The sequence below is a fragment of the Bradyrhizobium sp. 197 genome (genome assembly GCF_023073375.1).
GTDB lineage: Bacteria > Pseudomonadota > Alphaproteobacteria > Rhizobiales > Xanthobacteraceae > Bradyrhizobium.
Genome location: NZ_JADPJJ010000058.1, coordinates 39,001 through 52,648, shown reverse-complemented (window position 1 = coordinate 52,648; position 13,648 = coordinate 39,001). Strand labels below are relative to the sequence as shown.

Below are 13,648 nucleotides of genomic sequence, written 5' to 3'. Positions count from 1 at the left end.
GCCATGGCCCAGGACCATCTCGCCGCATCATCCCCGCTGCCGGAGCACGCGCGTCTTGCCGCGTTCGCCGGCGAATGGAATGGCGAAGAGGTGGTCTTTCCGTCGCGCTGGACGGAAGGCGGGCCGGCCACCTCGCACGTCGTGGCGCATATGGATCTCAACGGGTTCTACCTGATCCAGGACTCGGTTCAGATGCGCGACGGCAAGCAGGTCTTCGCCACCCACGGTATCTTCACCTTCGACCGCGAGGACCGGACCTACAAATTGTTCTGGTACGACTCGCTCGGCTACACGCCGCCCTCGCCCGCCTCCGGCGGCTGGATCGGGAAGTCCCTGACACTGGTGCGCGGCTCGCTCCGCGGCAATGCGCGCCACGTCTACGAAATCATCGACGACGATTCCTATTCGTTGAAGATCCAGTTCTCGCCGGACGCGGAAGGCTGGGCCGACGTCCTCACCGGCGTCTACCGCCGCATCCACTGACCTCTCACACGTTAGTTTCGCGAAAGCAGACCTCATGTCCATCCTGATCGACAAGAACACCAAGGTCATCTGCCAGGGCTTTACCGGCAAGAACGGCACCTTCCACTCCGAGGCCGCGATTGCCTACGGCACCAAGATGGTCGGAGGCACTTCGCCCGGCAAAGGCGGCGCGACGCATCTGGGCCTGCCGGTGTTTGACACCGTGCGCGAGGCGCGTGAGAAGACCGGCGCCGACGCGTCCGTGATCTACGTGCCGCCGCCGGGCGCGGCCGATGCGATCTGCGAAGCCATCGACGCCGAGGTCCCGCTGATCGTCTGCATCACCGAGGGCATTCCTGTCATCGACATGGTGCGCGTGAAGCGTTCGCTGGCCGGTTCCAAGTCGCGCCTGATCGGGCCGAACTGCCCGGGCGTCATGACCGCCGGCGAGTGCAAGATCGGCATCATGCCGGCCAACATCTTCAAGACCGGCAGTGTGGGCATCGTCTCCCGCTCCGGCACCCTGACCTACGAAGCCGTGTTCCAGACCAGCCAGGAAGGCCTCGGCCAGACCACCGCGGTCGGCATCGGCGGCGACCCGGTCAAGGGAACAGAGTTCATCGACGTGCTGGAAATGCTGCTCGGCGACCCCAAGACCGAGTCGATCATCATGATCGGCGAGATCGGCGGTTCCGCCGAGGAAGACGCCGCCCAGTTCCTCAAGGACGAAGCCAAGCGCGGCCGCAAGAAGCCGATGGTCGGTTTCATTGCCGGTGTCACGGCCCCTCCCGGCCGCCGCATGGGCCATGCCGGCGCGATCATTTCGGGCGGCAAGGGCGACGCGGGTTCCAAGACCGACGCGATGAAATCGGCAGGAATTACAGTGTCTCCGTCTCCCGCCCGCCTTGGGCACACGCTTGCCGAAAAATTGAAGGGCTAATTCACTCCTTCGTACTTTTCCGGGCGAAGTTTCGCAGCAAATAGGGTAAATGGTGCCTGTCGCGCTGGTCCTCTGCCGGGGAGCCCAGCGCCAGCGCCGTTTGTTATGCGCGAACCGAAATCGCCAGGAATTCAAGTATGTCTCGCCAAGACGCGAACGCAGCCTTTGCCCTCTCATCCTTTTTGCAGGGCACCAACGCCACCTACATCGACGAAATCTATGCCCGCTACGAGAAGGATCCGTCCTCGGTGGATGCCGAGTGGCAGGACTTCTTCAAGAGCCTCAACGACCAGCCGGCTGACATCAGCAAGAACGCCGAAGGCCCGTCCTGGGAGCGCGCCAACTGGCCGCTGACCCCGCAGGACGATCTGACCTCCGCCCTGGACGGCAATTGGGCGGAAGTCGAGAAGACGGTCGGTGCCAAGATCGCCGCCAAGGCGCAGGCCAGGGGCGGCGACAAGGGCGGCGGCCTCTCCTCCGCCGACCTGCTCCAGGCCACGCGCGACTCGGTCCGCGCCTTGATGCTGATCCGGTCCTACCGCATGCGTGGTCATTTCCACGCCAAGCTCGATCCGCTCGGCATCGAAGCCCAGCGCAATCGCGAAGAACTCGATCCGCGGACCTACGGCTTCAGCGAAGCCGATTTCGACCGCAAGATCTTCCTCGACCATGTGCTCGGTCTCGAATACGCCAACTTGCGCGAAATCACCGCGATCTGCGAGCGCACCTACTGCCAGACGCTCGGCGTCGAGTTCATGCACATCACCAACGCGGCGCAGAAGGCGTGGATCCAGGAGCGGATCGAGGGGCCGGACAAGGAAATCTCCTTCACCCGCGAAGGCCGTCGCGCCATCCTGATGAAGCTGGTCGAAGCCGAAGGTTTCGAGAAATTCTGCGACACCAAGTTCACCGGCACCAAGCGCTTCGGCCTGGACGGTGCTGAATCGCTGATCCCCGCGCTCGAGCAGATCATCAAGCGCGGCGGCAATCTCGGCGTGAAGGAGGTCGTGCTGGGCATGCCGCATCGCGGCCGCCTCAACGTGCTGACCCAGGTGATGGGCAAGCCGCATCGCGCGCTGTTCCACGAGTTCAAGGGCGGCTCGGCCAACCCTGACGCGGTCGAAGGCTCGGGCGACGTCAAATATCACCTCGGCGCATCCTCGGATCGCGAGTTCGACGGCAACCGCATCCATCTGTCGCTGACTGCCAACCCCTCGCATCTCGAGATCGTCGATCCCGTCGTGCTCGGAAAAGTCCGCGCCAAGCAGGATCAGCACGGCGATCCGCCGGACCAGCGCATCTCGGTGATGCCGCTCCTGATGCACGGCGACGCAGCGTTTGCCGGCCAGGGTGTGGTCGCGGAATGCTTCGGCCTGTCGGACCTGAAGGGCTACCGCACCGGCGGCTCCGTGCACTTCATCGTCAACAACCAGATCGGCTTCACCACCTATCCGCGTTATTCCCGTTCTTCGCCGTATCCGTCGGATGTTGCGAAGATGATCGACGCGCCGATCTTCCACGTCAACGGCGACGATCCGGAGGCCGTGGTGTTCGCGGCCAAGGTCGCGACCGAGTTCCGGCAGAAATTCCACAAGCCCGTCGTCATCGACATGTTCTGCTACCGCAGGCATGGCCATAACGAGGGCGACGAGCCGGCTTTCACCCAGCCGGTGATGTACAAGAAGATCGCGGCCCATCCGTCGACGCTCGAGCTCTACGCCCGTCGCCTGATCAGCGAAGGCGTGCTGACCGAGGGCGAGGTCGAGAAGGCCAAGGCGGACTGGCGCGCGCGGCTCGATGCCGAGCTCGAAGCCGGCTCCGGCTACAAGCCCAACAAGGCCGACTGGCTCGACGGCAAATGGGCCGGCTTCAAGATCGCCGATCAGGAAGAAGATGCGCGGCGCGGCGTCACTGGCGTCGACACCGTCGAACTGAAGGATATCGGCCGCAAGATCACCAAGGTGCCGGACGGTTTCCGCGTCCACCGCACCATCCAGCGCTTCCTCGACAACCGCGCCAAGGCGATCGACACCGGCACCGGCATCGACTGGGCGACCGGCGAGGCATTGGCGTTCTGCACCCTGCTCAACGAGAATCACCATGTCCGCCTGTCGGGTCAGGATTCCGAGCGCGGCACCTTCTCGCAGCGCCACTCCGTCCTGATCGACCAGGAGGACGAGAGCCGCTACACGCCGTACAACCATCTCGGCCACGAGCAGGGTCACTACGAGGTCATCAACTCGCTGCTGTCGGAAGAAGCGGTGCTCGGCTTCGAGTACGGCTACTCGCTCGCCGAGCCGAACACGCTGACGCTGTGGGAAGCCCAGTTCGGCGACTTCGCCAACGGCGCGCAGGTCGTGTTCGATCAGTTCATCTCCTCGGGCGAGCGCAAATGGCTGCGCATGTCCGGCCTCGTCTGCCTCTTGCCGCACGGCTATGAGGGCCAGGGACCGGAGCATTCCTCGGCGCGGCTCGAGCGTTTCCTGCAGATGTGCGCCGAAGACAACATGCAGGTGGTCTACCCGACCACGCCGGCGAACTACTTCCACGTGCTGCGCCGGCAGCTTCATCGCGAGATCCGCAAGCCGCTGATCGTGATGACGCCGAAGTCGCTGCTGCGTCACAAGCGGGCTGTGTCGCGTCTCGAGGAGCTCGCGAAGGGAACGACCTTCCACCGCATCCTCTACGACGACGCCCAGATGCTGCCGAGCGAAGCGGTCAAGCTCGTTCCCGACGAGAAGATCCGTCGCATCGTGCTCTGCACCGGCAAGGTCTATTACGATCTCTACGAGGAGCGCGAGAAGCGCGGCATCGACGACATCTACCTGATGCGCGTCGAGCAGCTCTATCCGGTGCCGCTGAAGGCGCTGGTGGCCGAGCTGTCGCGTTTCAAGAAGGCCGAAATGGTGTGGTGCCAGGAAGAGCCGCGCAACATGGGTGCCTGGCACTTCATCGAGCCCTATCTGGAATGGGTGCTGAACCAGGTGAACGGTGTGAGCCGGCGTCCGCGTTATGTCGGCCGCGCCGCTTCCGCCGCGACCGCCACTGGCTTGATGTCGAAGCATCAGGCGCAGTTGAAGGCGTTCCTGGACGAAGCATTGAGCTGAAAAGTCTTTACACCTCGTCATGCCCCGCGAAGGCGGGGCATCCAGTATTCCGCGCCGCCCGTCTTTATCACGACTGTCACGGCGTACTGGATCGCCCGCATCCGCGGGCGATGACATCTGCACTTATGTCTGCATTGGCGATCTCCTTAAGGAAAAGACCATGACTGAAATTCGTGTGCCGACCCTCGGCGAATCCGTCACTGAGGCCACCATCGGCCGCTGGTTCAAGAAGGCGGGCGATCCCGTCGCCGTCGACGAGCCCTTGGTGGAGCTCGAGACTGACAAGGTCACCATCGAAGTCCCGGCGCCCTCCGCCGGCACGCTGAGCGAGATCGTCGCCGCCGATGGCGCGACTGTTGCGGTCGGTGCGCTGCTCGGCCAGATCACCGAGGGCGCCGCTGGCGCTGCCAAGCCGGCTGCCGCTGCGCCCGCAAAGCCCGCGGCTGCCGCTCCTGCCGCCGCCGCGGCTGCTCCCGCTGCGGCGTCAAAGGCGCCGCCGGCCGACGCCCCGCTCGCCCCGTCCGTGCGCAAACTCTCGGCTGAGACCGGCATCGACGCCTCGACCGTTCCGGGCTCCGGCAAGGACGGCCGCGTCACCAAGGGCGACATGCTCGCCGCGATCGAGCGTGCGGCGTCTGCGCCGACCCCGGTCAACCAGCCTGCCGCCGCCGTTCAGGTCCGCGCGCCGTCGCCGGCCGATGACGCCGCCCGCGAAGAGCGCGTCAAGATGACCCGGCTGCGCCAGACCATCGCGCGCCGCCTCAAGGACGTGCAGAACACCGCGGCGATGCTCACGACCTTCAACGAGGTCGACATGACCAACGTCATGGCGTTGCGCGCGCACTACAAGGATGCGTTCGAGAAGAAGCACGGCTCGAAGCTCGGCTTCATGGGCTTCTTCACCAAGGCCGTCGTGCAGGCGCTGAAGGACATCCCGGCCGTCAATGCCGAGATCGACGGCACCGATCTGATCTACAAGAACTACTACCACATCGGCGTCGCCGTCGGCACCGACAAGGGCCTCGTCGTGCCCGTGGTGCGCGACTGCGACAACAAGTCGATCGCCGACATCGAGAAGGGCATCGCCGATTTCGGCCGCCGCGCCCGCGACGGCCAGCTCAAGATCGACGAGATGCAGGGCGGCACCTTCACCATCACCAATGGCGGCATCTACGGCTCGCTGATGTCGACCCCGATCCTGAATGCGCCGCAGTCGGCCATCCTCGGCATGCACAAGATCCAGGAGCGGCCGATGGCGATCGGCGGCAGGGTCGAGGTCCGCCCGATGATGTACCTGGCACTGTCCTACGATCACCGCGTTATCGACGGCAAGGAAGCCGTCACCTTCCTGGTTCGCGTCAAGGAGAGCCTGGAAGATCCGGCTCGCCTGGTGCTCGATCTCTGATCCCTGATGCTCTGCGAGCGCCGTCGCCTTTCGCGGCGGCGCGTGTCGAACCATGGAGGCGCGCGTGACGGATAAAGTCGTTGTCATCACCGGCGGCAGCCGCGGCATCGGCCGCGCGACCGCGATTGCGGCGGCCGCGCGCGGCTTCCGCGTCGTGGTCGGCTATGCCAGCAACAAGCAGGCCGCCGACGAGGTGGTTGCCGCGATCGAGGCCAGCAACGGCAAGGCGATCGCGGTCAAATGCGACGTCGCGGAGGAAAGCGACATCCTCGCGCTGTTCCAGGCGGCGGACAAGTTCGGCACGCTCGGCGCGCTCGTGAACAATGGCGGCATCGTCGGGACCAGCGGCGTGCGTGTCGACGAGATGTCGGCCGAACGCATCCAGCGCGTCATGGCGGTCAACGTCACCGGCTCCATCCTCTGCGCCCGCGAAGCGGTGAAGCGGATGTCCACGAAACACGGCGGCACGGGCGGCGTCATCGTCAATCTGTCATCGGTTGCTGCCAAGCTCGGCGCACCCAATACTTATGTCGATTATGCCGCCTCCAAAGGCGCGATCGATTCCTTCACCATCGGCCTGGGCTATGAGGTCGCGAGCGAAGGCATCCGTGTCGCGGGCATCCGCCCCGGCCTGATCGATACCGAAATCCACGCCTCTGGCGGTGAGCCCGATCGGCATCATCGTCTGGCCCATATGGTGCCGATGAAGCGCGTCGGTACCGCCGACGAAATCGCCAACGCCATCGTCTGGCTGATGTCGGACGAGGCCTCCTACGTCACCGCAGCCACTCTCGATGTGTCCGGCGGACGCTGACGCGCCGCGCGGACGCTGACACATCCTCATCACGCTAAACTCACGGGACTTTCTCTCATGGCTACCTACGATCTCGTCGTCATCGGCACCGGACCGGGCGGTTATGTCTGCGCGGTGCGCGCAAGCCAGCTCGGCATGAAAGTCGCCGTGGTCGAAAAGAACGCCACGCTCGGTGGCACCTGCCTCAATGTCGGCTGCATGCCGTCGAAGGCGCTGCTGCACGCCTCCGAAATGTTCGAGGAAGCCGGGCACTCCTTCGCCAAGATGGGCGTGTCGGTCTCGGCGCCGAAGCTCGATTTGCCCTCGATGATGAATTTCAAGCAGCAGGGCATCGACGGCAACGTCAAGGGCGTCGAGTTCCTGATGAAGAAGAACAAGATCGACGTGCTCAAGGGCACCGGCAAGATCTTGGGCACCGGCAAGGTCGAGATCTCCGCCGACGGCAAGTCGCAGGTCGTCGAAACCAGGAGCATCGTGATCGCCACCGGCTCGGACATCGCGCGTCTGAAGGGCATCGAGATCGACGAGACCCGCATCGTGTCGTCGACCGGCGCGCTCTCGCTGGACAAGGTCCCCGGCAAGCTGCTGATCGTCGGCGCCGGCGTGATCGGCCTCGAGCTGGGCTCGGTCTGGCATCGTCTCGGCGCCGAAGTGGTCGTCGTCGAATTCCTGGACCGCATCCTGCCCGGCATGGACGGTGAGATCGCCAAGCAATTCCAGCGCATCCTGGAGAAGCAGGGTTTTGCGTTCAAGCTCGGCGCCAAGGTCACAGGCGTGGACACCTCCGGCAAGATGCTGAAGGCGACGATCGAGCCCGCCGCCGGCGGCGCTGCCGAGACGCTGGAAGCCGACGTCGTTCTGGTCTGCATCGGCCGCGCGCCGTACACGGACGGGCTGGGGCTGAAGGAAGCGGGCGTAGCGCTCGACAATCGCGGCCGCGTGCAGATCGATCCGCATTTCGCCACCAGCGTGAAGGGCGTCTATGCCATCGGCGACGTCGTGGCGGGCCCGATGCTTGCACACAAGGCCGAGGATGAAGGCGTCGCGGTCGCGGAGATCATCGCCGGGCAGGCCGGTCACGTGAACTACGATGTTATCCCGGGCGTCGTGTATACCACGCCGGAAGTGTCCTGCGTCGGCAAGACCGAGGAGGAGCTGAAGCAGGCGGGCGTGGCTTATACGGTCGGAAAGTTTCCCTTTACCGCCAACGGCCGCTCCAAGGTCAACCAGACCACCGACGGCTTTGTGAAGATTCTCGCAGATGCGAAGACCGATCGCGTGCTCGGCGTGCACATTATCGGCCGCGAAGCCGGCGAAATGATCCATGAAGCGGCCGTTCTCATGGAGTTTGGCGGCAGCGCCGAGGATCTTGCCCGCACCTGTCACGCGCACCCGACCCGCTCGGAGGCCATCAAGGAGGCCGCGCTTGCAGTCGGCAAGCGGGCCATCCATATGTAGGTCGCGCCCAGCTCCGAATCGGGCGGGAAACACATGCTGCGCCGCCTGCTTCAACCGGTCTGGGTCCTGCTTGCGATCATCTTCCTGATCGAAGCCTGGCTGTGGGATCATCTCGAACCGATCGTCGCGCGGGCTGTCGCAATCATTCCGCTCGCGCGGTTCAAGCAATGGCTGTCGGAGCGTGTCGACGCGCTGTCGCCGGCGATGACGCTGATCGTGTTCGCGGTCCCGATCGTTCCGCTGTTTCCGCTCAAGCTGGTCGGCCTGTGGCTGCTCACGCACGAATACTGGACCAGCGCGGTCGTCACGATCCTGTTCGCAAAGCTGCTCGGGGTCGGCGTCACCGCTTTCGTGTTCGACGTGACGCGCGACAAGCTGATGGAGATGGGCTGGTTCGAGCGGCTCTATCAGCTCGTGATGAAGCTGCGCGCCAAGGCCGCCGAGCTGGTCGATCCGGTCAAGCGCCGCATCAGGGAGCTGATCGCCGGCAACGGCGAAGGCTGGTCCTCCCGCACGCTCCGCCTGATCCAGCGTTTTCGCAAGAGCGTGCACGAAGCGCGCTGATCATCGCCACTTGTTCGGTGTCATTGCCCGCGAAGGTGGGCGGCGTACTGGATGCCCCTTCGCGGAGCATGACAACGGTGTACGTCGCTTCAGCGCATCAATGCAAATGCAGCAGATGGGGCATCCACAGGCCGAGCGCCGTCATGAAGATGCCGGCCAGGGTCAAAACACCGGCGACATAGGCGAGCGCGATGATGCCGGTGATGATGGTGGCCGAGGCCAGCACGATGCCGATCTGGAAGGCGGCCGACGCCAGTTCGAAGTGATGGTATTTCGCGGTCGCCTCGTCGCGCTCGTGCTCGGCGTGCTTGGCCTTTTCGGCGAGCTGCTCGGTGCCTTCGCCGGTCTCCGGCTCGGAGCGATAGCGCGCCGCGGTCTTGGTCCAGTCGTCGATCTGCTTCTGCACCGTCGCCTTGATGGCGTCGTCGGTGGTGGCGCCGAGCGTGAGCTTGCCCTGCTCGGACGCGGTCAGCACCACGGTGCGGCGAACGCTCTTCGCCTGGAAGAACGCCCAGAGATTGGCGGCCTCGACGTTCTTGCTGATCGATTCGGTCTGGGCGCCCTTGCCGAGCGTCTCCGAGATCGCCAGGAACAGCGCCAGCACGGCGATCAGGAGGGCGATCTTCTTGTTCGAGCCGGACGCGTGCTCGGCATGCTCGGCATGCTCCATGCTTTCATGTGCGCTCATAAGTCCCTCCTGGCTCGGTTCCCCACGATTGACCGAACCGTTGTTCCGGCGCAAGCGCCAAGCGATCATTTGAGCGGATGCTTTAAGGGATTTTTTTGTCACGCGTCTTACGTTCAGCGCATGACTACAGCGGAATTCATCGCCTGGGCGCTTTGGCCGATCGTGGCCCTTTTCGTCGTCCTGCTGGCGGCGATCAGCCATCCCCGGCTGCGCCTCTACGTCATCGTGGCCGCGATCAGCGCGTTCTTCGTCTACTTCGTCCTCGGCCTTCTCTACTGGCGCAGCTCGATCGCGGGCGTCACGGATGCCTATCTGTTCGGCGTGATGTTCTCGCTGACTATGTTTGGATTGGCCCTGCGCAGGTTGATGAACGGCGGCCAGGGTTCGCCACGGCTTTCCAAGTGGAAGCTTGTGGTCGCCCTTGTGCTTGGTGCTGCCGGGACCTGGCTATTCGCCAGCACATTGTATTCGGACTATGCCGAGCCGCGCCTCGTGATTGAGGGGCGCGTGGAGAGCTTACGCGGGTCCGGCAAGCGAATCGCCGAACATCTTGCCGATATCGGGGGTCACACGGTGAAGGCGACGACGCCGGTCTATGACCGCCTCAAGTTCAAGCCCTATGTTCGCGCCGAGATCGGCCGCGGCTCGAACTACATCTTTGACATTGAGTATCTCGCCGACTGATGCCTCACCGCCGCGGATGCGCGCTGGCATAGACTTCCAGCAGCCGCTCGGAATCGATGCCGGTATAGATCTGCGTGGTCGAGAGCGAGGCATGGCCGAGCAATTCCTGAATTGCGCGCAGATCGCCGCCGCGTGACAACAGATGCGTCGCGAAGGAATGGCGGAGCGCGTGCGGCGTGGCGCTGTCGGGCAGGCCGAGCGCGCCGCGCAGCCGCTCCATCGCGAGCTGGATAATGCGCGGGCTCAAGGGCCCGCCGCGTGCGCCGACGAAGATCGGGCCTTCGGCCGGCAGCGGATACGGGCACATCGCGACGTACTCCTGCACGAGCGCGAGCACGTTCTGGAGCACCGGCACCATGCGGGTCTTGTTGCCCTTGCCGGTCACGATCAGCACGTCGCCCTCGCCGGGACGCGGCACCTCGCGGCGCGTCAGGCCAAGCGCTTCGGAGATACGCAGGCCTGATCCATACAGAAGCGCCATCACCGCGGCATCGCGCGCCAAAATCCAGGTCTCGCGATCCTCGCCGGCGCGTTCGTCGGCGTCCGCAAGACGTTTGGCGGACGCCATCGGCAACGGTTTTGGCAGGGTCTTGGCGACTTTCGGCGCGCGGATCGCCGAGAGTGCGCCGACCTTGCCCTTGCCTTCGCGTTCGAGAAAGCGGCCGAACGAGCGCAGGCCCGCGAGTGCGCGCATCAGCGAGCGGCCGGCAATATCGTCGGCGCGGCGCATCGCCATGAAGGCACGGATGTCGGTGGCCTCAAGGGCGGCGAAACGCTTGAGCGTGACGCGCTCGCCCCAATGGGCGCAGAGGAAATCCAGGCACTGCCGCAAGTCGCGGCTATAGGCTTCCAGCGTCTTCGGCGACAGCCGCCGCTCCGCGCCGAGATGCGACAGCCAGCGCGTCATCTCCTGCGCGATCGAGGGATCGGCGCTGGCGAGCTCGATTTGTGGGGCGGCCGCTTTGCTCATGCGCTCTGGACGTAATGATTCCACTCAGTATATCGCATCACACTCGTTTACTGTTCGCTAAGGCCTCCCCCAGGCGTTAGCTTCAAGGCCCCCAGGTTCCGATTCTCCCTCATGGATCATTCGTCGCGCAGCCAGACCGCCCCCGCCAACGCGACCCGCATGGTCGACGTGCTGGTGCCGGTCGCGCTCGACCAGACCTATTCCTACAAGGTGCCGCGCGGGATGGAGCTGAGGGCGGGCGATCTCGTCGGCGTGCCGCTCGGCCCGCGCGAGGTGATCGCGGTGGTCTGGGCCGAAAACGCCAATCCGGATCCGCGCCTGCACAACCGTCTCAAGGAGGTCAGCGAAAAGCTCGACATCCCGCCGTTGAAGCCCGAGCTGCGTTCCGTGGTCGATTGGGTCGCCAATTACACGCTGAGCCCGCGCGGCATGGTGCTGCGCATGTGCCTGCGAATGGGCGAGAACCTCGGCCCAGAGCGGGTGCGCGCCGGCGTGCGCCTGGTCGGTGATTCCCCGCGGCGGCTAACGCCGGCGCGGCAGCGCCTGATCGAGGTGCTGTCGGACCGGCTGCTGCACAGCAAATCGGAAGCCGCCAAAGAAGCCGGCGTTTCGGCCGGCGTGATCGACGGCCTCGTCGACGAAGGCACGCTGACGGTCGAGCCGATGCCGCCGCCTCCGCCGCCGCCGGCCCCCGATCCGGATTTCAGCCGGCCGGATTTCACACAGCTCCAGTGCATTGCTGTCGATACGATGCGCGCGCTCGCGGCCAACGGCACCTTCCACGTCGCGCTGCTCGACGGTGTCACCGGCTCGGGCAAGACCGAGGTTTACTTCGAAGCCGTGGCCGAGGCGATCCGCCGCGGAAGACAGTCGCTGATCCTGATGCCGGAGATCGCGCTGACCGGCCAGTTCCTCGACCGCTTCGCGCAGCGTTTTGGCGTGCGCCCCTTGGAATGGCATTCGGAGCTGACGCCGCGCACCCGCGCGCGCAATTGGGCGGCGATCTCCGAGGGCAGCGCGCCGGTCGTGGTCGGCGCGCGCTCGGCGCTGTTTCTCCCTTACGGCAATCTCGGCCTCATCGTCGTCGATGAAGAGCACGACCAGGCCTACAAGCAGGACGAGGGCGTCCATTATCACGCGCGCGACATGGCGGTGGTGCGCGCGCATATCGCAAAGGTCCCGATCGTGCTGGCCTCGGCGACGCCGTCGGTCGAATCCGAGGTCAATGCGCGCAAGAACCGCTATCAGCGCATCGCGCTGCCGTCGCGCTTCGGCGGTCAGCACATGCCGCATATCGAGGCCATCGACATGCGCCGCGGGCCGCCGGCGCGCGGCCGCTTCATCTCGCCGCGACTCGCTTCCGAGATCAAAATCGCGATCGAAAAGCGCGAGCAGGCGCTGCTGTTCCTCAATCGCCGCGGCTATGCGCCGCTGACGCTGTGCCGCGCCTGCGGTCATCGCTTCGCGTGCACCATCTGCGATGCCTGGCTGGTCGATCACCGCTTTCGCCAGCGGCTCGTCTGTCACCATTGCGGCTTCTCGATGCCGCGTCCGCAAACCTGCCCGCATTGTTCGGCGGAGGAATCGCTGGTCGCGGTCGGGCCCGGCGTCGAGCGCTTGCAGGAAGAGGCGGCCGCGCTATTCCCGGAAGCGCGCACCATGGTGCTGTCGAGCGATCTCATCACCTCGATCGAGACGATGCGCTCCGAACTGAATGACATCGCGGAGGGTCGCGTCGACATCATTATCGGCACGCAGCTCGTCGCCAAGGGCCACAATTTCCCGCGGCTCAATCTCGTCGGCGTGGTCGATGCGGATCTCGGCCTGTCCAATGGCGATCCGCGTGCGTCGGAACGCACCTGGCAATTGCTCAACCAGGTGATCGGCCGCGCCGGGCGCGAGCAGGGTCGCGGCGTCGGCTATCTGCAGACCCACCAGCCCGACCATCCCGTGATGAAGGCGCTGATCGCCTGCGACCGCGAGGCCTTCTACGACAGCGAGATCGACTTGCGCGAGCGCACGCTCTATCCGCCGTTCGGGCGGCTCGCGAGCCTGATCATTTCCGCCGGCGACCGACCGAGCGCCGAAGGATTTGGTCGCCGTCTCGTGGCGCTCGCGCCGCGCGACGAGCGCGTGGTGGTGCTGGGCCCGGCGGAAGCCCCGCTCGCGGTCATCAAAGGCCGCTACCGCTTCCGCATCCTGGTGAAATCGGCGCGCGGCTTCGACCTGTCGGATTATTTGCGCAACTGGCTTGCCGTGTGCCCGAAGCCGAAAGGCAATCAAAAGCTCGAAGTCGACGTCGATCCGCAGAGCTTTTTATAGGGACTACAAAACTCTCTCCCCGTCATTGCGAGCGCAGCGAAGCAATCCAGATTCTCTCCACGGAAGCCGTCTGGATTGCTTCGTCGCTGCGCTCCTCGCAATGACAAAAGGGATAAAACAAGCCCGCCGTCCCCCAAGACGGCGGGCTTGTTTCACCCGCGCTGATCCCGCTGCTCACACGTCCATGCGGACGATGACGGGAACTGCACTTGTGCGGTGAGGCGCTGTCGCGCC

Annotated in this window: 11 protein-coding genes; 9 read left to right on the top strand and 2 right to left on the bottom strand. The window is 64.9% G+C overall.

Annotation, left to right across the window (positions count from 1 at the left end):
* Positions 1-3 precede the first annotated feature (3 nt).
* From IVB27_RS13650 to IVB27_RS13620, 7 genes are all read left to right on the top strand, one after another.
* Positions 4-483 carry a DUF1579 family protein gene (locus IVB27_RS13650; RefSeq protein WP_247444075.1) on the top strand — a complete coding sequence of 160 codons (480 nt, stop codon included), beginning with the start codon at positions 4-6 and terminating at the stop codon, positions 481-483.
* 34 nt (positions 484-517) lie between these two features.
* Entirely contained in the window at positions 518-1,402 is an 885-nt protein-coding gene (gene sucD, locus IVB27_RS13645; protein WP_247344406.1) for a succinate--CoA ligase subunit alpha, read from the top strand.
* Positions 1,403-1,539: 137 nt separating this feature from the next.
* Positions 1,540-4,509, top strand: coding sequence for a 2-oxoglutarate dehydrogenase E1 component (locus IVB27_RS13640; protein WP_247444074.1), 2,970 nt, complete (start codon positions 1,540-1,542; stop codon positions 4,507-4,509).
* A 160-nt stretch (positions 4,510-4,669) separates the two neighbouring features.
* Positions 4,670-5,914 (top strand): 2-oxoglutarate dehydrogenase complex dihydrolipoyllysine-residue succinyltransferase, encoded by a 1,245-nt coding sequence (odhB, locus tag IVB27_RS13635; RefSeq protein WP_247444073.1) that lies wholly within the window; start codon positions 4,670-4,672, stop codon positions 5,912-5,914.
* A gap of 52 nt (positions 5,915-5,966) precedes the next feature.
* Positions 5,967-6,728, top strand: a complete 762-nt coding sequence (locus IVB27_RS13630; RefSeq protein ID WP_249811555.1) for an SDR family oxidoreductase — start codon at positions 5,967-5,969, stop codon at positions 6,726-6,728.
* 57 nt (positions 6,729-6,785) lie between these two features.
* Positions 6,786-8,186 carry a dihydrolipoyl dehydrogenase gene (gene lpdA, locus IVB27_RS13625; protein ID WP_247444071.1) on the top strand — a complete coding sequence of 467 codons (1,401 nt, stop codon included), beginning with the start codon at positions 6,786-6,788 and terminating at the stop codon, positions 8,184-8,186.
* 33 nt (positions 8,187-8,219) lie between these two features.
* Positions 8,220-8,750: a hypothetical protein gene (locus IVB27_RS13620; RefSeq protein ID WP_247344395.1), complete on the top strand. Its 531-nt coding sequence runs from the start codon at positions 8,220-8,222 to the stop codon at positions 8,748-8,750.
* A 97-nt stretch (positions 8,751-8,847) separates the two neighbouring features.
* Here the strand turns inward: IVB27_RS13620 and IVB27_RS13615 are convergent, their stop codons facing one another.
* The gene (locus tag IVB27_RS13615; RefSeq protein WP_247444070.1) at positions 8,848-9,438 is read right to left on the bottom strand and encodes a DUF4337 domain-containing protein; all 591 of its coding nucleotides are present in this window, start codon (positions 9,436-9,438) and stop codon (positions 8,848-8,850) included.
* 120 nt (positions 9,439-9,558) lie between these two features.
* Here IVB27_RS13615 and IVB27_RS13610 point away from each other — a divergent pair, with 120 nt between their 5' ends.
* Positions 9,559-10,122 carry a hypothetical protein gene (locus IVB27_RS13610; protein ID WP_247444069.1) on the top strand — a complete coding sequence of 188 codons (564 nt, stop codon included), beginning with the start codon at positions 9,559-9,561 and terminating at the stop codon, positions 10,120-10,122.
* Positions 10,123-10,126: 4 nt separating this feature from the next.
* On the opposite strand, the gene IVB27_RS13605 is transcribed toward IVB27_RS13610, so the two are convergent.
* Positions 10,127-11,092, bottom strand: coding sequence for a tyrosine recombinase XerC (locus IVB27_RS13605; protein WP_247344385.1), 966 nt, complete (start codon positions 11,090-11,092; stop codon positions 10,127-10,129).
* Positions 11,093-11,203: 111 nt separating this feature from the next.
* Here IVB27_RS13605 and IVB27_RS13600 point away from each other — a divergent pair, with 111 nt between their 5' ends.
* Entirely contained in the window at positions 11,204-13,414 is a 2,211-nt protein-coding gene (locus IVB27_RS13600; RefSeq protein ID WP_247444068.1) for a primosomal protein N', read from the top strand.
* The last annotated feature ends 234 nt before the right edge of the window (positions 13,415-13,648 follow it).

What these genes read in the sequence shown, in the direction of transcription:
- IVB27_RS13650 (WP_247444075.1), top strand. Translation starts at nt 4, where the DNA reads ATGGCCCAGGACCATCTCGCCGCATCATCCCCGCTGCCGGAGCACGCG.
- sucD (WP_247344406.1), top strand. Translation starts at nt 518, where the DNA reads ATGTCCATCCTGATCGACAAGAACACCAAGGTCATCTGCCAGGGCTTT.
- IVB27_RS13640 (WP_247444074.1), top strand. Translation starts at nt 1,540, where the DNA reads ATGTCTCGCCAAGACGCGAACGCAGCCTTTGCCCTCTCATCCTTTTTG.
- odhB (WP_247444073.1), top strand. Translation starts at nt 4,670, where the DNA reads ATGACTGAAATTCGTGTGCCGACCCTCGGCGAATCCGTCACTGAGGCC.
- IVB27_RS13630 (WP_249811555.1), top strand. Translation starts at nt 5,967, where the DNA reads ATGGAGGCGCGCGTGACGGATAAAGTCGTTGTCATCACCGGCGGCAGC.
- lpdA (WP_247444071.1), top strand. Translation starts at nt 6,786, where the DNA reads ATGGCTACCTACGATCTCGTCGTCATCGGCACCGGACCGGGCGGTTAT.
- IVB27_RS13620 (WP_247344395.1), top strand. Translation starts at nt 8,220, where the DNA reads ATGCTGCGCCGCCTGCTTCAACCGGTCTGGGTCCTGCTTGCGATCATC.
- IVB27_RS13615 (WP_247444070.1), bottom strand. Translation starts at nt 9,438, where the DNA reads ATGAGCGCACATGAAAGCATGGAGCATGCCGAGCATGCCGAGCACGCG.
- IVB27_RS13610 (WP_247444069.1), top strand. Translation starts at nt 9,559, where the DNA reads ATGACTACAGCGGAATTCATCGCCTGGGCGCTTTGGCCGATCGTGGCC.
- IVB27_RS13605 (WP_247344385.1), bottom strand. Translation starts at nt 11,092, where the DNA reads ATGAGCAAAGCGGCCGCCCCACAAATCGAGCTCGCCAGCGCCGATCCC.
- IVB27_RS13600 (WP_247444068.1), top strand. Translation starts at nt 11,204, where the DNA reads ATGGATCATTCGTCGCGCAGCCAGACCGCCCCCGCCAACGCGACCCGC.